Source organism: Pedobacter sp. 22226, assembly GCF_052045455.1.
In the GTDB taxonomy this organism is placed as follows: domain Bacteria; phylum Bacteroidota; class Bacteroidia; order Sphingobacteriales; family Sphingobacteriaceae; genus Pedobacter; species Pedobacter jeongneungensis.
In genome coordinates this window covers 307056-325989 of sequence record NZ_JBQEPB010000006.1, presented here as the reverse complement: position 1 = coordinate 325989, position 18934 = coordinate 307056, and the positions used below count along the sequence as shown (strand labels likewise).

The 18934-nt window shown below is 41.2% G+C and carries 13 protein-coding genes; 3 read left to right on the top strand and 10 right to left on the bottom strand.

The features are described from left to right. Positions 1–8: 8 nt before the first annotated feature. The 6 genes from ACTJKC_RS16030 to ACTJKC_RS16005 all read right to left on the bottom strand — a co-directional run bounded on the left by ACTJKC_RS16030 (position 9) and on the right by ACTJKC_RS16005 (position 9460). Positions 9–926, bottom strand: coding sequence for a dihydrodipicolinate synthase family protein (locus tag ACTJKC_RS16030; protein ID WP_344853978.1), 918 nt, complete (start codon positions 924–926; stop codon positions 9–11). Positions 927–1270: 344 nt separating this feature from the next. Continuing rightward, complete coding sequence (locus ACTJKC_RS16025) at positions 1271–2668, bottom strand: aminopeptidase P family protein (RefSeq protein WP_440793451.1); 1398 nt, start codon at positions 2666–2668, stop codon at positions 1271–1273. Positions 2669–3254: 586 nt separating this feature from the next. Next, positions 3255–5030: an aminopeptidase P family protein gene (locus ACTJKC_RS16020; protein ID WP_440793449.1), complete on the bottom strand. Its 1776-nt coding sequence runs from the start codon at positions 5028–5030 to the stop codon at positions 3255–3257. 73 nt (positions 5031–5103) lie between these two features. After that, a complete protein-coding gene (locus ACTJKC_RS16015; RefSeq protein WP_440793447.1) occupies positions 5104–6639 on the bottom strand; it encodes an arylsulfatase in 1536 nt (511 codons plus the stop codon). Positions 6640–6867: 228 nt separating this feature from the next. Beyond that, on the bottom strand, positions 6868–7734 hold the full coding sequence (locus ACTJKC_RS16010; protein ID WP_440793445.1) for a sugar phosphate isomerase/epimerase family protein: 867 nt from the start codon (positions 7732–7734) through the stop codon (positions 6868–6870). A gap of 76 nt (positions 7735–7810) precedes the next feature. After that, positions 7811–9460, bottom strand: a complete 1650-nt coding sequence (locus tag ACTJKC_RS16005) for a 2,6-beta-D-fructofuranosidase (protein ID WP_440793443.1) — start codon at positions 9458–9460, stop codon at positions 7811–7813. 202 nt (positions 9461–9662) lie between these two features. On the opposite strand from ACTJKC_RS16005, the gene ACTJKC_RS16000 reads away from it, so the two are divergent. Beyond that, on the top strand, positions 9663–10613 hold the full coding sequence (locus ACTJKC_RS16000; RefSeq protein ID WP_440793441.1) for a patatin-like phospholipase family protein: 951 nt from the start codon (positions 9663–9665) through the stop codon (positions 10611–10613). 46 nt (positions 10614–10659) lie between these two features. Here ACTJKC_RS16000 and ACTJKC_RS15995 read toward each other — a convergent pair whose 3' ends face one another. Beyond that, the gene (locus ACTJKC_RS15995) at positions 10660–11049 is read right to left on the bottom strand and encodes a RidA family protein (RefSeq protein WP_440793439.1); all 390 of its coding nucleotides are present in this window, start codon (positions 11047–11049) and stop codon (positions 10660–10662) included. 140 nt (positions 11050–11189) lie between these two features. Then, the gene (locus ACTJKC_RS15990; RefSeq protein ID WP_440793437.1) at positions 11190–12269 is read right to left on the bottom strand and encodes a sensor histidine kinase; all 1080 of its coding nucleotides are present in this window, start codon (positions 12267–12269) and stop codon (positions 11190–11192) included. Between the two features lie 266 nt (positions 12270–12535). On the opposite strand from ACTJKC_RS15990, the gene ACTJKC_RS15985 reads away from it, so the two are divergent. Further along, a complete protein-coding gene (locus ACTJKC_RS15985; RefSeq protein WP_440793435.1) occupies positions 12536–14737 on the top strand; it encodes a hypothetical protein in 2202 nt (733 codons plus the stop codon). 89 nt (positions 14738–14826) lie between these two features. Here ACTJKC_RS15985 and ACTJKC_RS15980 read toward each other — a convergent pair whose 3' ends face one another. Together ACTJKC_RS15980 and ACTJKC_RS15975 are read right to left on the bottom strand one after the other, a co-directional pair. Then, positions 14827–15984, bottom strand: a complete 1158-nt coding sequence (locus ACTJKC_RS15980) for a zinc-dependent alcohol dehydrogenase (protein WP_440793433.1) — start codon at positions 15982–15984, stop codon at positions 14827–14829. An 18-nt stretch (positions 15985–16002) separates the two neighbouring features. Next, entirely contained in the window at positions 16003–16377 is a 375-nt protein-coding gene (locus ACTJKC_RS15975) for a hypothetical protein (RefSeq protein ID WP_440793431.1), read from the bottom strand. A 371-nt stretch (positions 16378–16748) separates the two neighbouring features. On the opposite strand from ACTJKC_RS15975, the gene ACTJKC_RS15970 reads away from it, so the two are divergent. Further along, on the top strand, positions 16749–18152 hold the full coding sequence (locus tag ACTJKC_RS15970; protein WP_440793430.1) for a hypothetical protein: 1404 nt from the start codon (positions 16749–16751) through the stop codon (positions 18150–18152). The last annotated feature ends 782 nt before the right edge of the window (positions 18153–18934 follow it).

Genomic DNA, 18934 nt, shown 5'->3' with positions numbered 1-18934 from the left:
TTTTTAAACTATTTGCCCCAACTTCCGGCTGGTAATTCAGGACGAACAGCTAATGCATCGTTGATAATTTTCAATACTTTTTCTCTTTCTGCCCCGCTTAACGGTAAACGTGGGGCACGCACAGCCTCTGTTCCTAAGCCAGTGGCTACCTCTGCCAGTTTAATGTATTGTACCAATTTGGCGTGGATATCCAGTTCCAACACAGGTAAAAACCAGCGGTAAATGGTGAGGGCTTCGGCAATGCGGTTTTGCTTGATCAGCCTGAAAATTGCTACGGTTTCTCTTGGAAAAGCATCAACCAAGCCTGCAACCCATCCATGGGCACCCATTACGATACTTTCCATCGCCAGGGGATCTACACCGGTAAAGATTTTAAACCGGTCGCCAAAGCGGTTGATTAAACGGGTAACATTTGAAACATCTCTCGTTGATTCTTTTATCGCCTGGATGTTATCATATTTGGTTAACACTTCAAACATATCCAGTGTTACCTCGATTTTATAGTCGACCGGATTGTTGTAAATCATGATGGGCAGACTGGTGCTTTCTGCAATCGCCCCGAAAAATGCAAGGGTTTCATCGGCCGCTGCATTATAACGCATTGGTGGCAATAACATCAATCCGTTTGCGCCAAGTGATTCTGCTTTTTTAGCGGCTTCAATCGCTTTTTTTGTGGTAGACTCTGCAATGTTCAACAAAACAGGTACACGGCCGTTTACGAGGCTTAAAGTGTGCGACAGCAGGCCAAATTTTTCTTCATCAGTAAGCACACTGGCTTCGCCAAGTGATCCACCCAAAATAATGCCTTCTGCGCCTGCTTCCAGCTGTGCTTCGATATTTAAATCGAAAGCCGGAAAATCCAATTCATCATTCGCTGTAAACTTAGTGGTTACAGCAGGAAAAACTCCCGTCCATTTGATACTCATTTACTTTTATATTTTTAATATTAAGATTGATATGAATTTTAACTAAATTTTAGCTTTAGTTAATTAAACTATCATCATTTAGGTTTAATATGAATAAACTTTTAAATGATTTTCAAATTTAGGGGATATGTAAATGGCAACATTGTTGGATTTTAACCAATACCGACCGGAAATGCACCATTTAAATCAGCAGGTAAATGACCAGAGGAATAATCATCATGTAGAATACGCTCAAAATGAAATAATGAGACGAGCGCAAAAAAAAATGGTATTCTTTCGAAAAAGAATACCATTTAGGTGATCCGTCAGATGCTACCATCTAACGGCATTTTAATGTTTATTTTTTAATAAGCACCGCTTCTGATCGATTCAACTTCTGCAGTAGTTAAGGCTAAATGTTTACCTAACATTCTGCTTCCGTTTTCGGTAACCAGAAAATCATCTTCTACCCTGATGCCGCTAAAGTTTCTAAACTGCTCTAACTTATCGTAGTTGATAAATTCAGTAAATTGATTGGCGGCTTTCCAGCGGTCAATCAGTTCGGGGATGATGTAAACTCCGGGCTCAACAGTTAATACATAACCTGCTTCGAGCGCCTTGCCTAATCTTAACGATTTTAAACCAAACTGTGCTGTATTTTTAACCAGCTCGTCGGTATAACCTACATATTGCTCGCCTAAATCTTCCATATCATGTACATCGAGGCCCATCATATGGCCGGTGCCGCATTGAAAAAACATGGCATGCGCACCAGCCTGTACGGCATCGTCTACATTTCCTTTCATCAATCCAATATCTTTTAAACCCTGCGCAAGCATTTTACAGGAAGCCAGGTGTACATCTAAATACCTAACACCGGGAGCCAAAAGGTTTTTAGCGTGGGTATAGGCATTGAGTACGATATCGTAAACATCTTTTTGCTCAGGGCTGAATTTCTTGCCCACCGGAAAAGTACGGGTAAGATCGCCGGCATAACCTAAAGCGGTTTCCACACCCGAATCGTTGAGTACTAACTGGCCCTCTTTAAGCTGGTTTCCGTGGTAGTGGTTATGGAGAATTTCGCCCTGAACGGTGAGGATAACCGGATAAGCCAGATTGCCTCCCGAGGCCAATGCCTCGCCCTGTATTTTTGCTGCAAGCTCACGCTCGTACATCCCGGGTTTTGCCTGTTGCATTACCATTAGATGAATATCGGCAGAGCGCGATGCGGCACGATCCAGTTCTACTATTTCTTCAGCTGACTTAACTGAACGCTGTGAAACAACTGCCTTTATAAAATCAAGCGATGCATGTTCTTTAAGCTGACCAATCGGAATGTTAAACCAATTTGCCAGTTTAATTTTATTCTCCGGGCGATACGGTGGTAAAAAATGAACGGCACGTTTTTTTATCTGATATTGATCGAGGTAGGTATCAAGTTGATCAAGGGGCAGCACTTTGGTTAAGCCTGAGTCTGCACTTTTTTCGGCTAATGTTTTTTGACGACCCATCCAAACGATATCATCAATGCCCATTTCGTTGCCGAACAGAATGGTTTCATCTTCCTCTAAATCAATAATTGCAGCCAGTGAAGGTTCGCTGATCCCAAAGTAATACAAAAAGGTACTGTCCTGCCTAAAATGGTAGGTGTTATCTTTATAGTTCATGGGACTATCTTCGTTACCCAGAAAGAGTAATATCCCGGAATTGATTTTTGATTTTAATGCGGAGCGTCGTTGGAGGTAAACTTTCTTTTCAAACATATTTTTATGAATTAGGCAAATATCCCAAAAGTGATCTTTATGCAATAGCTATTAAACAGAATGGCTAAAATATGGGTTGTATTTGCAAATTATAAGCTATTTATAAAAGTCATAATAATATTCTGCTTACCGAAAAATTAGTACAAAATCTGACAGTAATTAAATTAAAGACTATAAACAATTGATTATCAAATTTGTGATTGAATAAGTATCTGATTTAGTAAGAGCAATCACATACAATTAAAGTTTTTATTCAATATTTAATTCCGAATAATTTATTTATATAATTGAATGATAACACTTTAAGTAATTTTATATTAACATATAATACCATCAAGCTATACAGTTTATTCATTATCAATTCATAATAGTGAATATAATAATAAAAACTTTGTTGTAAAGCTCAAGAAATTATAAAATATTTCATTGAAGATTATCGTAGAATAGTGCTCAATCGTGATCTTAGGAGAAATCTCTAATTATAATTTTAAAGATTTCTCCACCCTGTCGAAATTATGATTCAAGGATACACCTGTCATTCCAAATTCTTCATTTGTTATAACTGGCCTCCTGAAATGATGATAAATTAAATCGCCTTACATTTCTCTTTCAGCCATGCAACTTCTTCTACAGAAAGCAAAGGTTGAAGCTGGTTAAAAACTGTTTGATTATAGTGGTTTAACCAGGCCAGCTGATGGCTTTCTAAAAGTGATTTATTTATAACCGAAGTATCAATGTAACATAAGGTTAATGTTTCGAAAGCGAGGAAATCACCAAATTCAGTATGGTTGTGGGAAATGCATAAAACCAGGTTCTCGATCCTCACACCGTGTTTTGCAGGACGATAAATACCAGGTTCGATTGAGGTTACCATGCCAGGCTTAAAGGCAATATCTACATTAGCCGGGCTAATGGTCTGAGGTCCTTCATGTACGTTCAGAAAAAAACCAATACCGTGACCTGTGCCGTGGCCGAAGTTGATTCCATACTCCCAAAGGGGTTTTCTACAAACAGCATCGATCTGGTAACCATTTGTACCTGCCGGAAAGATGAGTTTAGATCCTTCTATCAAACCTTTTAACACCAAAGTATAATCGTCGGCCTGGCGTACTGTGCAATTGCCGATGGGTATCACCCTTGTAATATCGGTTGTGCCATAAAGGTACTGTCCTCCTGAATCGACCAGAAACAAACCATCGCCATTGATTTCCTGATCGCTTTCCGGCGTTACAGTATAATGTGGCAGTGCACCATTGGCATTATAGCCCGAAATGGTATTAAAGCTTAAACCAACGAAAGAAGCATTTTCAGCCCTGAAAGCATCCAGTTTTTGAGCAGCAGACCACTCTGTAATTTTTTCTTTTCCCAGACGATCTTCCAGCCATTTAAAAAACCTGGTTAAAGCTACACCATCATGCAGCATGGCTTTCCGGATATGTTTGATTTCCGTGCCGTTTTTCAGGCTTTTTAAATGTGTGACCGGATTAATCCCTGAAATTATTTTAGCTGTTTGGGGTAAAAGCTGACAGAGGCCAAAGCATGTCCGTTTTGGATCAATAAAAACCGTAGCCTCTTCTGGCAGCGTTTCCAGTGCATTACCTGCTTCATGATAGGGATATAAATCTACTCCCTGCTGATTTAAAGTCTCTATATCGTTCTTTGAAAGTTTTTCTTCATTGATGAAAAGCTTTGTTTCGTTTGGTGTGATTAAAGCAAAGCTTAAAGCAACCGGATTGTAATCTACATCACTGCCACGCAAGTTAAAAAGCCAGGCAATATCATCAAGTGCGGAAATAAAGTGATAACCGGCTCCGTATGCAATTAAGTTGGTTCTTACCTGCGTTATTTTAGCTGAGATGCTGAGGCCGGCAGCTTCTGCATCGATTAAATAAGCTTTCTCCGCTGGAAGGCCTACCCTATCGGTCCATATCTCGCTAACGAAATCTACATTGGTTATCGCTATTTGTTGTTGCTGCAGGCTATTTTTTAGCGCTGTAGCCAATGTAACGGTGATTAACTGGTAATTAAAGCCGACCGTGGCACCTTTAGGTAAAACTCCGGACAACCAATCGATGTACTCGGGCGTATGCGGTATTTTTAATTTTACCAGTTCATAACCCGAACCGCTCAATTGCGCCTCTGCCTGTGTAAAATACCTCGAATCTGTCCAAAGACCTGCAAATTCCTGTGTAATTACCAGCGTTCCGGCAGAGCCTGTAAAACCACTAACAAACGGAATGGCTTTGTAATGCGCCGGCAGATATTCGCTGATATGCGGATCGGCCGCGGTAATGATATAGGCATCTATATTATGCCCGGCCATTAACGTACGCAAGGCCTGTAATTTTTCTATATAGGTCATGTTGAGGAAAATTGTAATCGGCCAAATTTAAATATTACGACGATATTAGCTATCTTAAACAGCTAAAAGTTACTTAATACTCTCGTTTTTCCTTTTCCAGAACAGGTATTTCGAAACGTTTAATTAGCGGGGTACGGTGTTCTTTTTTCGAAATGGCAACCATTTGCTTAATGATATCGGGATGGGCCGATGCCACATCATTTTGTTCTTTCAGGTCGGTATTCAGATCGTACAATGTCCATTTATCATTGCCTTTTAACATATCTAATCTTACTCCTTTCCAGTTCCCGATGCGGATGGCTTGTTGTCCGCCATATTCGGGATATTCGAAGTAGAGGTAATCATGCTGTACCTGTTTTCCTTTATTCAAAATGGTTGGTAAAATACTTAATCCGTCAATTCCGGATGGTGTGTTGATCTTCAGGAGGTCGCAAAAGGTTGGCATCATATCCAAAGTTGAAGAGATCAGGTCGCTTGTAGCACCTTCTTTTACTTTACCCGGCCAGGATACGATGAACGGTTCTCTGATGCCCCCTTCTCTCACAAAACCTTTCCCCCAGCCGTATTCGCCCTTAAAAGGGCCGTTGCTGTTAAAAAATACGGGATCAGCCCCTGCATTAAACGCGGTACCGTTATCGGCGCAGAACATGATGATTGTATTATCGTAAACACCTTCATCCTTCAGTTTTTTAATCAATTGTCCTATCTGCCTGTCGAGCAATGTAATCATAGCAGCATACGTAGCACGCGGATAGCGGCAAGGGAAGTACGAGCCTCCAAGAAACGGCTTTTCATCGCCAAACTTTTTGTGGTAGTAATTAACCAGGTCTTTAGGTGCCTGTAAAGATACATGTGGCAAAGGACTGGCGTAGTACAAAAAGAAGGGGTTATCTTTATTTTTGCCGATAAAATTTAATGCAGCTTTGATCAGAAAATCAGGCGCATAATCGTTCTGCTGGTATTTTTCGTAGTTTTTTTCGTTTAAAGGATCAAGATCTGCGGGGAATTTAACATCAGGATCAACAATCTTATTATCAAGCGGAACCCGGTTTTCATTTTCCCATAAATGGCCGCTGTAATAGGTATGATCCTGCCGCTGACAGATAAACCCATAGAAATAATCAAACCCCTGACGGTTGGGTACGCCAGCAGTCATCGGACTTCCCAATCCCCATTTGCCTACCAATGCGGTATGATAACCTACCGTTTTTAATACTTTGGCAATGGTGATGGTAGAATCAGGGATGGGATACTGGCCTTCGAGAAAGGGATTGGCCTCCATTGCCTTAAAGTTCCATACTTCTCCACGTTCGTCCCACTCGTGGTTGCCGCGGATAAATGCTTTACCCGAGTTGATACCTGTCATCAATCCATATCTGGAGGGTGCACAAACCGGATAGGCATAATGCTGGGTAAAACGCATGCCACGTTTGGCCAGTTCATCTAAATTAGGGGTTTCTATCTTCTGCTGTCCATAACTACCCAGTTCACCATAACCCAGGTCATCGGCCAGAATGTACACAATGTTGGGCCTGGATTTTGATTGTTGTGCAAAAGAATTAAAGGTAAACAGGCAGGCTAATATTACTAAAGCAGTTCTTTTTATCATACATTAAAGATGGTAAGCGTTTATAGCCTACAATATATTGATAAGTACGGATGCTGTTTTAATTTTTCACTGCACAAACGTTTGCATAAAAGCAGGATAGTAACCCAATGAACAGAAAAGTCCCCATATCAACCATTGGGCCTTTTGGTTTACACCGAAAATTATTTAGGTAATCATTATTTTTCACCAACTGAGCCACCGGATAACAGCTGAGTTTTGGTTGATATATTATTTAACTGAATAAACCTCTTCTATTTGTTTAGTAAGGTATTTAAAAGCCTGTGGCATTTCTACAGCGGCATTATTGGTACTGGCTTCGATAAAGATATACCCTTTGTAGTTGATTTTCTTTAATGCCCTGAGGTACGGCCTGAAATCATCGCCGGCCACACCGGGCAGGCTACGTTTTTCTTTTTCGGCAATTTCGCAAAAGCCAACTTGTTTAGCGGCAGCAATAATTTCATCGGGCGATTCGCCTTCACGCAGCATGTGGAAAATATCAACATTAAGCCTGAAGTTGGGTTCGTGTACTTTCTTTACAATTTCGGCTGCTGCTTTTAATGAGGTAATGAAATTGGTTTCGGTGGTTTCGAGGTTTTCCAACAGGATCACCACCTCATTTTTCCTAGCCATCTGGCCGAGTTCTTTGCAAAGGATTACGAAATCTGCTTTTGCTTTATCCAGATCGTAACCAGCCGGAATACTTCTCGCTCCCGAACTGCCGAGAACAATGTATTTTACGCCCGCTAGTTTTGCCCTCGAAAGCACAGTTTCGGTATAACTTAAAACTTTCGCTTCATCTACATCGGGGCCTGCAATTTTTAAACTGCTCGGGAAGAAAAGGTTACAGCTTAATACTTTACATTTCGCGGCTTTAATTCTTTTCAAACTGGCTTGAAATTCATCTTCACTCAAAGTAGGCGAAAGTATCTTCGGTACGGATTCACCAATCATTTTAAACCCAGCAGCATACGCTGTACTATCTTGCGCCAAACCGCTTACAATACCCAATTCCGGATAAGCTTGCCGGGCTGAAACCGGATTAGAAATGAGCAAAATGCATAAGCTGGTAATTGCTAAAAATATATTTTTCATAATGTTACTGATTCAGAACAGGATTAATGAGTTTCAGGATTATAGTTTTCAAAAATTGATTCAACTACAGGCTGTTTTATTGCCATATAGATTTAACCGAGTAAACTTTTAAATCTTTAATTTCGATATTATTTCCCCAAAGCTGAAAACCTTCGGTGTTTTTAGCATCTGGTTTTCGCTCCATTGAATAGGAATAGGCGCCACCATCAATAAAAACTTCAACAGAGGTACGATCGATAAAAATATCTGCAGAAATTTCCATGCTGGTCATATCTTCCGGTGAATAGAAAACACCGTTTATCAGATTAAAATTCATATCATAGTCCAGTATTTTCTGCCCTGAAAGGCTTAATCCGGCACTGGTGGCATGAGAAAGTTTCAGCGTAGTTTTAATGCGGATCCTGTCTGTACCACTATAGGAACTGAGCTTTTCGTTCGCGTCTTTTGCGCTTAAATTGCTCCATCCACCAGCGTTTTCGAAAAGTTGTCCGGCCTCTTTTACAGGTTGGCTCACTAAACGCAAGCCATCTTTTGTGGTTTTAAGTTTAAGTTCGGTGGGTAAAAGCATCATGCCGTTAAAAGGCATATCGGGGTGACTAATCCTCCCCCATCCAATCTGGATCCTTCTGCCATCGCTTTCGGGGATATTGGTAAAGGTTTGGGCAGCATAAATGCTTCCGGTTACATAATAGTGTTTACCAGATTCGGGTATAAATTTCTTGCCATCAAAAGTACCGGTAATATAAGTGTTCGAAGCGCCGTACATCACCCATTTCGTTTTATTTTTATCTCCGTCAACAGGCAGTTCAAATAAATCGGGGCATTCCCAAAAGCCGGTGGTATGACTTTGGAAAGTCCAGTCTTTTAAGTTGGCCGAATTATAAATCGAGTGCCCATCGCGTTCATTGAGCACCATCACCCAATGTTTGCCTGGCTTATACCAGAAAACCCTCGGATCGCGGGTATCTACACTGTTCCATTTTGCTTTCGAATCGATCACTGGATTTTTACTGTATTTTGTCCAGGTACGCCCTTTATCCAGGCTGTAAGCCACACATTGCACCTGTTTTTCATCCGTAAAAGCGGTATAAGTGGCTACCATGGCCGGAGTATTGCCTTTGTTAAAACCAGCCGTGTTATTATAGTCAATTACAGCTGAGCCAGAAAACATCGTACCCGTTTGATCAGGACTTAAAGCAGTTGGCAATTCTTCCCAATGGATCATATCTTTACTTACGGCATGGCCCCACGACATGTTTTCCCATTCGCGCTCATATGGATTATGCTGATAAAACAGGTGATATTCGCCTTCGTAAAAAATAAGGCCGTTCGGGTCGTTTATCCATCCCCGTTTGGTAGTGAAATGAAACTGCGGCCGGTTTTTCTCTTTGTAAATGGACTTTTGCCCTTCAATTTCATCATCCTGATAAATTTTCTGTAAACCCGCAGCATCGCCCTCGTAACTGATTTTAATCGTTTGTCCTTTCAAGGCCGTAACATCACAGAAAACCCAGTATTCGGGTTCGTCTTTTGCCAGCCTGATCTTAAAAACCCGCTCCTGCCTGCCTGAAATTCCGAACTTCATAGTGGCCCTGGCCTGTTTTTGGGAAACGGGAAGGTTAAGGTAACGTTTGTTGATCTTGATTTCGATATCGGCAGCAAAAGCAAATTGGGAAAGAATAAGTAAGGTGCCGATGGCAAAAATTGTTTTAAAACTGGTTTTCATGTTCCGGGATGGTAAATCGTTTTATCGATAAAAGAAAATATTGGTTAGTGGATGAAAAGATAGGGAAAAATATTGGAGGCCGCAATAAATTATTCCTCAGGGCGACAATCGCATTGAAATTAGATTACTGATCTACCGATGATTGACTCCGGACTTCAGACTAAACCATTATATTTGATAATAACTTTCGAAGGAGCAGAACATGAAGACATTGGTTATTTCGGGCGGCGGCAGCAAGGGTGCTTTTGCCGGTGGTGTAGCAGAATACCTCATTAAATACCGTGAAACAAATTATGATCTCTTTGTAGGTTCTTCAACCGGGAGTTTGCTCATCCCTTTTCTGGCCATTGGCGATGTAGAAAGGATTAAAAAACTTTACACCACCATTTCACAATCAGATATTTTTACGGTTTGCCCGTTCATTGTTAAATACAAAAATGGGAAAGTAAAACTGCGTATGAACCATTTCGGGATTATTAAGCAGTTTTTTAAGCGACAGAAAACGCTGGGCGACAGTACGGGTTTAAGAAATTTAATCAGGAACAATTTTAAGCGTAAAGATTTTGAAACCATTAAGGCACTTGGTAAAGAAGTGGTGGTTACTGTAGCCAATTTAACTACGCAACTGATCGAATACAAATCGAGCAACGACTGTAATTATGAAGACTTTTGCGATTGGATGTGGGCATCGTGCAACCTGGCCCCATTAATGAGCCTTTACCAGAAAAATGGAAATGATTATGCTGATGGTGGCTTTGGAAACCTGATTCCGGTGCAGGAAGCGATTATAAAGGGTGCAACAGAGATTGATACGATTGTGTTAAGACAGGAAAAAGCCGTTTATAATAATCCGCCCCTCCAGAATGCGATTGAGGTATTTGCCCGGACGAGCGATTTTATGCTCAACCAGATTGCAAACGACGACCTGATCATCTCGAAATTACAGACCGCGAGCAAAAACGTAAAAATTAATTTCTATTTCATTAACCGCGAGCTTACCACCCATTCTTTTGTATTTAATAAACAGGAAATGACAACCTGGTGGCAGGAAGGATACGACCTGTTTAAAGCGAAAGATTGTACCACACACGTACTGGCAGTTAAAGGGGATCAGGGAATTAAACTTACCGAACAAAAACACGTTAATTTATAACTCCCTAAATAAGTTTCGGTCTGTGAAACACAGACCGGGATTTAACTTACTTTACCACAGTAGCTTCCAGTTCTACTTTTAAGGTTTCGAAAAGGCTTTTTACTTCGAGCAGGGTAGTTGCTTGCCTGATGTTGTGTTTTGCAATCCAATCCTGAAAGATATTAAAATGCGGCCATAGCTCGTAGGTAGCGGTGGTATAAATATTCAGCCTTACAATGCCACTGCATTCGTAACCTGCCTGTGTAATTACGGTTTCCAGGTTTTTCAGGGCATCAATCAACTGGGTTTTCATATCGGCATCGCTGGAGATTCCTTTATCATTAATGGCCGTCTGGCCTGAAACGTATAAGGTGCCTGTTACGTTTTTTACCTCAACAGCCTGTACATAACTGCGCTGATCCTGCCATTGCCAGGGATTTATGATTCTTTTTTCCATTTTACGGGTGTTTTAAATTTTACACCACAAAATTGGAAATAGCAATTAAATACTGCTGTTGACAAACCGCACGATTTTTATGTGAGCTTAATCACAGCCGCAGCTGTTATTTTCAAGCGGCTTAAGATCAGGCTTATTGGTTAATGTTCTAATTTTAAGTGCACTTTAAATGAAGATCCTTTGCCAATTTCACTCTCTACGGTAATTTTTCCACCTGCATAATCCACAATTTCCCTTACCAGGTAAAGGCCAACACCGGTACCCTCAACCTCATTGTTTAAGCGCTGGAATTTAGTAAAAACGGTATTCAGGTTTTCCTTTGCTATGCCCATACCATTATCAGAAACCGTGATGGTAACATAACCTTCCTCTAACGCCGTTCTGATTGTAATGATCGGTGCACGACCGGCAGCCTGGTATTTAATGGCATTATTAACAAGGTTATACACAATGCTGCGCAGTTTTCGCCTCACAAACATCATTTCTGAAACCTCTATTTCGGTATTTATTATTGCTCCCGATTCCAAAATCTGAGGGGCAAGTGTAAGGCGCGCATCCTCTACAATATGCTCAAAACTGATCAGCTCCGGGAAAGCCTTATACTTTTGCTGGTGATTTCTCGAATCCGTCAGGTCGAAAATAACATCTTTCATTTTCCTTAAGCTATTCTCTACTTTCTCTAACAGAAGCGGAAACCGTTCCATGCTTTTATCTGGCAATGCCTTTAACATTTCAATGGTTAAGCCAAGGCTGGTCAGCGGTGTTTTAATGTCGTGCGATATCGTATCAAGCAAAAGCTCATGTTCGGCAATTAACCGTTCCTGCTCTTTCAGGTCTCTGATGCGCATCGTAATCTCCACAAAAGTGATGATTACCCCGTTGGTTTTATTGCTTTTCCTCACAATATAAGGCAGTATATTCATCTGATACCAGCGGAAATCGATAGTTTGGATTTCTTTTTCAAGAATTTCTCCTGAATCTATTACCTGCTGGATGTTTTCTAGAATGGAAGGAAAGCGGAAATTTTCCTTTACATCTGCTATTGGTTTCCCGATATCACTTTCCTGCAGGCTAAACTGCTTCATTGCCGGAGGAGTAAATTTTCTTAACGTTAACGATGCATCAATAAAAAGTTGCGGAATAATGGTATTGCGGAAATAATTTTCCAGTTCCTCGTTCAGGTCGGTTAGCGCACTAACCTGCAGTTTCTGATCGTGCATTTTCATATTGTTTATATCAAAGGTTGGATAATGAAAATGCGTACAAATTCGAAATCTCTCTAAAATAAGATGAAAATTATCAAGTCGTGCAAAATTGATATAAATACGCGTAATTAACAGAAATCTCCGCCCCAACACATGCATTCAAACACACTCAGTACCATTTCTATCTTACCTGGTCAACCTGACCTGCCTTAAAAAGCCAGCAAAACAATGGCATTAAAAACAATGTTGTGCATACACACTAACCAGCTTAAAGTTACAACATGAAAGGATTATCACCATGGGCACTAACAGCACTAGGCCAGTTTAAAAGCAGTAAAACATTATATTCCAAAAATTATGGTGCAATCAGTTTCACCATATTCAGCACAGCAGATTCTTTATGGGCCAGCGTTTCAGATAAAGAAACCGATCCGGTTTATTTCCGTTTGTGTTATGTTCCGGCTGGCCTTAACGATGAGCTGATTATAAATGAAAAGGAAGAAAAAATTTCGCTCAGGATCAATTCAGCAATCGGCATATTTGATGTAAATGTTTCTTTTGAGGCCGAAAAACTTGGCTTTTTAAAATATTCCTGTTCATTTAAACCGGTAGCCAATGTTTTTTTTCCTTTTTGGCCCAGGGATATTTTAACCATCAACCAGGCTGATTATCCCGTAAAACCGATGGGAGAAATCCATGTCAGCCAGGTTGGAACGCGATCAGGCCTCTTGTATTTTTCATTACCGGAACGTAACGTGCGGGTGCTGTATTTCCAGAACCTTACCTCGCTTTCGCCCTATTGCGAACAAACCGGCACCTCGTTAAAAGAGGTGGTTGGAGGCATACTGCCAGAGCTGGGTCTTGCGCTGCCGGCAACAACAAACAAACCTTTGAAAGCTGGTGAAAATATAATCCTGTCTGATGCGATTGTTGCATTTAAAATTGTTGAGACTACAAAATCAGATCTTGCAACCGATTACCTGGATATGCTGGCTGAAGTTTATATCCACATTCCAAAACCGGCAACACATTATAAACACTGGCCCGGAATTTTGGAAAAAGGTTTAACAGACCTGATCGAAAACCCGGGATGCTGGTCGATGGTGGGCGGAAACAGTTACCTTAACGCTTATGTAAGTGATTATGATACACCTCCTGAAATTATGGTACAGCTTGCGGTATTGCTTCCTTTAGTCGATTATAGTGAATGGAGCGGTAAATCGTTAAAGGTTATGGACACCATCAAAAAAGGCCTGCCCGCTTTTTATAGCACTAAATTAAAAACCCTGGTGCGCTGGCACCCTGCAGCTGCTGATAAACTAAAAGGAGAAGAAGAACAAAAAATGCCGATGGTGATGGATTCATGGTACCTGCACCATCCGCTGCTAAATTTATCGCGGCTGGCCATTAAAGGCGATAAGGAGGCAGAAAAACTGTTTCTTGATTCTTTGGGTTTTGCCATAAAAGTAGCACATCAGTTTAAATATGAGTGGCCGGTATTTTATAAAATGGATACACTCGAAATTATTAAAGCTGAAACTAAACCCGGCGAAGGTGGTGAGCAGGATGTAGCCGGACTTTATGCACATGTAATGCTACAGGCATATGAGCTAACTAACGACGGAAAATATTTAAAGGAAGCAGAAAAAGCTGCAAAAAAATTTGAAAAGGTTGGTTATAAGGTAATGTATCAAGCCAACAATACGGCATTTGGTGCGGGGGCGCTTTTGCGTTTATATAAAATTACGGGCAATAAGCTTTACTTAAATTTAAGTTACCGGTGTTTAGCTTCTATATTTCAGAATGTACAGCTTTGGGATTGTAATTATGGTTTTGGCAAACACATCCCAACCTTTTTTGCCCTTTTTCCGCTTAGTGACGCTCCTTATACCGCAGCCTATGAAGAACAGGAAGTATTTTGCGCCCTTCATGATTACCTTGAACATGCACAAAACGTAGACATATTGCCAGCTGTTAAACTGCTCTGCTGTGAATTTATCAGGTACCTGGTAGAAAGGGCACCCTATTATTATCCGCCGTTTTTGCCTGATGAAATGATTTCGGATGAGGTAAAAACAGGCGAAGTAAACCGCAACCTCTGGATTGCGCTGGAAGATATCCATGATGGCATTGAACAAAGTGGTGCTGTTGGACAGGAAGTTTATGGTGCCGGTAATGCCTTTGGCATATTGCCCCGTCATTTTATCCGTTTTGAAGAAGAATCTTTTTTAATTTTTATTGATTGTCCTGTTTCAGGCATCAGGAAAAGCAAAAATTCAGTTATTTTTCATGCTCAGGGTGATCCACGGATATTATGCAGGTTACGCATTACAACCGGCGAGGGAGTAAAAATGCCAAAAAACCTGAAATTTGAATTGTCATCCGCATCGGCAGAACTGAAACCCGCCAGTGATAGGAAAGAAGACTTTGAAGCGTTTATAAAAGGTGGTGAAAAAGTTAAAATCAGCTGGAGCAGATCTTAACTCTTGCTAATAGCAAATTATAAATACGGCAGATATAAAAAGATATATCACAAAAGAGGCAGCTGCCAATGGCGCTGCCCTTTATTAAATTATGGTTTCAGTACCACTTTTACACAATCCTCTTCTTTTTCGTCAAAGATTTTATATCCGTGTGCGACTTCTTCAAGCGGCAAACTGTGTGTAATGATATCATCGAGTACCACTTTACCATCGTTAACCAAACCGATCAGTTTGTCAATATAGTTTAACACCGGTGCCTGCCCCTGCTTAATGGTAATGCCTTTATCGAATATACGATGCATCGGAAAATTATCGTAAGTTGAACCATAAACACCCATAATAGAAACTGTTCCCATGCGGCGTACCGCTTCAAAACACATATCGAGCACTTTCATTGATCCTTTTTCGAAATTAACCGTTGCCTTTACTTTATCCATAAAACTACGCTCAGGTTCAAAACCAACGGCATCTACACAAACATCAGCCCCACGTCCGCCTGTCATAGCACGGATGGCTTCCACTACATCAACCTTATGCGGATTCAATGTATCAACGTTGTTAACGGCTTTTGCTTTTTCCAGGCGGTAATCAAGCGGATCGATGGCAATTACGCGGCTTGCACCGTTTATCCAGGCAGCTTTTTGCGCCATTAAACCTACAGGTCCTGAGCCAAAAATAGCCACCACTTCGCCGCCTTTTAGCTGCGCCCAATCAATTGCCGACCAGCCTGTTGGAAAAATATCTGTTAAGAAAAGTGCCTGCTCATCGGTTAAATGTTCGGGCACGATCCTCGGACTCACATCTGCATAAGGAACACGCACATATTCTGCCTGTCCGCCCGAATAGCCTCCATAAAGATCGGTATAGCCAAAAAGCGCCCCACCTTTCTGATCCATTAAATCGCCGTTTGGCCCGTAATGTTCATAATTAGAATTTTCGCATGCTGGTGAGGCCTCATGCGTACAGAAAAAGCAGGTACCGCATGAAATCGGGAAAGGAACCACTACCCTGTCGCCTTTTTTAAGGTTGGTAATGGCCGAGCCCACTTCTTCTACAATGCCCATAAACTCATGACCTAAAATCATGTTTTCTTTTTGAGGCACAGCACCACTTAAAATATGTAAATCTGAGCCGCAGATTGCGGTTGAAGTAACTTTTAAAATGACATCCCGTGGATCCAGAATTTCCGGATCCGGCACATTATCTACCCTGATATCGCCGGGTTTATGGAAAACAGCTGCTTTCATAGTTCACTATTTAAATGATTAATAATTATTCTCTTTTTCTTCTGATTCGTCATCACCTTCACTTTCGAAACCGATTTCCTCATCATCGTCAGCTGTTGCCGACTCATCATCAGTCAATGCACCAAGATCAGCCGTTGTTACCGAAGTATCATAATCAGCATCGCTCCCGGCTAACTGGTCTTCTGCATCATCATCTTCAACTGTCTCATCCTGATCAGCATCGCTACCTTCAGTCTGTTCGTCAAGGTCTGACAATTCATCCTCTCCTTCGGCACCACTTTCACTTACCGGCCCGTCTGTAGCATACGATTCGTCGTTTTCATTGGTTTGATCAGCATTCACTGTGTTTTGATCCAATTCGTTTTCGTTCTGTTCAAAATTTAAATTTTCCATGTTTTATAGGTTGATCAGGATTGTATTATCCTTATTTAAACAACCTTTGTTATCACTAATTGTTCCGCTAAAAAACGTTATTTATCCCTGTATTTATACCCTATTTATCAATACTGTTGTAGTTTGATTGCGTTAGCACACAACTACCCTTTTGTAATATTTAAATTACAAAAGAGTCTTTCTTTTTTAAATCACTAATTTAAATTATTGATCCGCCCCATACCGGTGGATTAATTTTTAACCGGATTACTAAAACGTTTTAATTAATTCTAAAATGGTTTTATAAACGGTTTAGGCCGCAAAAGATGTCTACTGTGGGATGGCCGGATTTAATATAGGAATCAACTCAAACCTAAATATAAAAACCTATTATGAAACACAGATTAATCCTCATTCCGGGCATTCTGATCTTTCTTAGTTTCTCCTGCAAGAAAAAAGAACTGGATCAACAGGAGCAGCCTTTGAAAAAACCCGCTACCCTGGCAAACACAAACTTATTGGCCGAACCTCCCCTAACCTGGCAGGAACACTGGTTCGACCATGTGCAGGTGCTGCAACGCTTTTACCATGATACGAGCATTGTGGTTTACCACGATAATGATGTGAGCAGCACCGTTACCTGGCCCAATACCTACCTGGCGCAGGTTTGGAATTACACCAAAAGTAAATATGGTTCATTTGGTCCCGATTCGCGTTTATGGGCCATATTTCATACCGGTAAATACAGCGGTGGCCATCCGAGTACCTATATGGATGCCAGTCATGATTACCGGAATGTAATTGATGTCGGCTCGTCGAGCACCAGCGCATGGCTTTCGGGCACAGGCAACGACCTTGATATTACCACACACGAAGTAGGGCATATTGTTGAAGGTGCATCAAGGAATGTATTAAACTCACCTGCATTTGGTATCTGGCATGATAGTAAATGGATGGAAATTTACATCTACGACGTTTATGTTGGCTTAAACCGCACAGCCGACGTACAGCGCTGGTATAACCTGGTGGCTAACGGTGCCGAAAATTATCCAAAAGCACAAACTTATTGGTTCAGGGATTGGTTTTTTCCAATTTATAGTCAACAGGGAAATGCAAGTGCTTTAAACAAATATTTTAGCCTCCTGGCGCAATATTTCCCGAAAGAAACGGTAAATAACGGACAGGGAAACATCACGCGTTTTTCACGGTCAATGAATTACGGCGAATTTATCCATTTTTGGAGCGGTGCAACGGGGATCGATCTTAAACCGCTTGCTTTAAGCGCTTTCGGCACCTTAGATGAGCAGGGCAATAACTGGACTACCCAGCTCACCACCGCCAGAACAGCTTTCCCGAATGTAAGTTACCTGAAAGATATTACCAGCTCGGCAACATTAAGTGTAAGCAATGAAAATGCAGGTGGTGCTTCAGCCGCTGAAGGTTCTTCAAAACTGACAGACAGCTATTACAATACCAAATTCTTTTTGGGCGGCTATCCTGCTACTTTCTGGGCACAGCAAACTTTCTCATCCAGTCAGGTGGTTAAAGGTTATACCATTACTGCCGGCAATGATGCGCCAGACCGCGATCCTAAAGGTTGGAAATTGATGGGATCAAACGATAATGTAAATTTTGCGCAGCTTGATATCCAAAGTAACCAGACTTTTGGTTTAAGAAGACAAACTAAAAAAATATTGATTAGCAATACCACGGCCTACAAATATTACAAACTGTTTATCACTTCGAATAATGGAAGTGCAGATCTGCAGTTTAGCGAGTGGAGGTTGTTGCAGTAAAATTAAAGCTAACGACCGGGAATTTAAGAGTTGAGCAGTTCCTGGTCGTTATTCATTCCCCTCTTTTAGAGGGGTATCCGCAGGACGGGGTGTTTTTTGATTAACAAATTATTTTTTTTGAAAAGCAATACCTGTAATTCAATCAGATGTTAGTCCCGCTATCGCTTATAGTCCTCGCTACGCTGCGGGCTATTCCGCTCTATCTGGTTTAAATGGCAAAACAGCAGCTGATATTAACGGCGAACACCAAACGTTCCTACGGAACGTGAACGCCAATTTCAAAATTGGCTACCTATGATTCGTTCCTACAGAACGGCGCGGGAAATCAATTCCCCTCTCCCAGAGGGGTGTCCGCAGGACGGGGTGTTTTTTGATTAACAAATTATTTTTTTTAAAAGCAATACCTGTATTTCAATCAGGTGTTAGTCCCGCTATCGCTTATAGTCCTCGCTTCGCTGCGGGCTATTCCGCTCTATCGGGTTTAAACGGCAAAACAGCAGCTAATATTAATGGCGAAACACTAAACGTTCCTACGGAACGTTAAACGCCAATTTCAAAATTGGCTACCTATGATTCGTTCCTACGGAACGGCCGCGGGAATCCATTCCCCTCTCCCAGAGGGGTGTCCGCAGGACGGGGTGTTTTTTGATTAACAAATTATTTTTTTGAAAAGCAATACCTGTATTTCAATCAGGTTTTAGTCCCGCTATCGCTTATAGTCCTCGCTACGCTGCGGGCTATTCCGCTCTATCGGGTTTAAATGGCAAAACAGCAGCTGATAT

Excerpts from the sequence above, each read along its gene's own strand:
- ACTJKC_RS16030 (WP_344853978.1), bottom strand. The coding sequence starts at position 926 with ATGAGTATCAAATGGACGGGAGTTTTTCCTGCTGTAACCACTAAGTTT.
- ACTJKC_RS16025 (WP_440793451.1), bottom strand. The coding sequence starts at position 2,668 with ATGTTTGAAAAGAAAGTTTACCTCCAACGACGCTCCGCATTAAAATCA.
- ACTJKC_RS16020 (WP_440793449.1), bottom strand. The coding sequence starts at position 5,030 with ATGACCTATATAGAAAAATTACAGGCCTTGCGTACGTTAATGGCCGGG.
- ACTJKC_RS16015 (WP_440793447.1), bottom strand. The coding sequence starts at position 6,639 with ATGATAAAAAGAACTGCTTTAGTAATATTAGCCTGCCTGTTTACCTTT.
- ACTJKC_RS16010 (WP_440793445.1), bottom strand. The coding sequence starts at position 7,734 with ATGAAAAATATATTTTTAGCAATTACCAGCTTATGCATTTTGCTCATT.
- ACTJKC_RS16005 (WP_440793443.1), bottom strand. The coding sequence starts at position 9,460 with ATGAAAACCAGTTTTAAAACAATTTTTGCCATCGGCACCTTACTTATT.
- ACTJKC_RS16000 (WP_440793441.1), top strand. The coding sequence starts at position 9,663 with ATGAAGACATTGGTTATTTCGGGCGGCGGCAGCAAGGGTGCTTTTGCC.
- ACTJKC_RS15995 (WP_440793439.1), bottom strand. The coding sequence starts at position 11,049 with ATGGAAAAAAGAATCATAAATCCCTGGCAATGGCAGGATCAGCGCAGT.
- ACTJKC_RS15990 (WP_440793437.1), bottom strand. The coding sequence starts at position 12,269 with ATGCACGATCAGAAACTGCAGGTTAGTGCGCTAACCGACCTGAACGAG.
- ACTJKC_RS15985 (WP_440793435.1), top strand. The coding sequence starts at position 12,536 with ATGAAAGGATTATCACCATGGGCACTAACAGCACTAGGCCAGTTTAAA.
- ACTJKC_RS15980 (WP_440793433.1), bottom strand. The coding sequence starts at position 15,984 with ATGAAAGCAGCTGTTTTCCATAAACCCGGCGATATCAGGGTAGATAAT.
- ACTJKC_RS15975 (WP_440793431.1), bottom strand. The coding sequence starts at position 16,377 with ATGGAAAATTTAAATTTTGAACAGAACGAAAACGAATTGGATCAAAAC.
- ACTJKC_RS15970 (WP_440793430.1), top strand. The coding sequence starts at position 16,749 with ATGAAACACAGATTAATCCTCATTCCGGGCATTCTGATCTTTCTTAGT.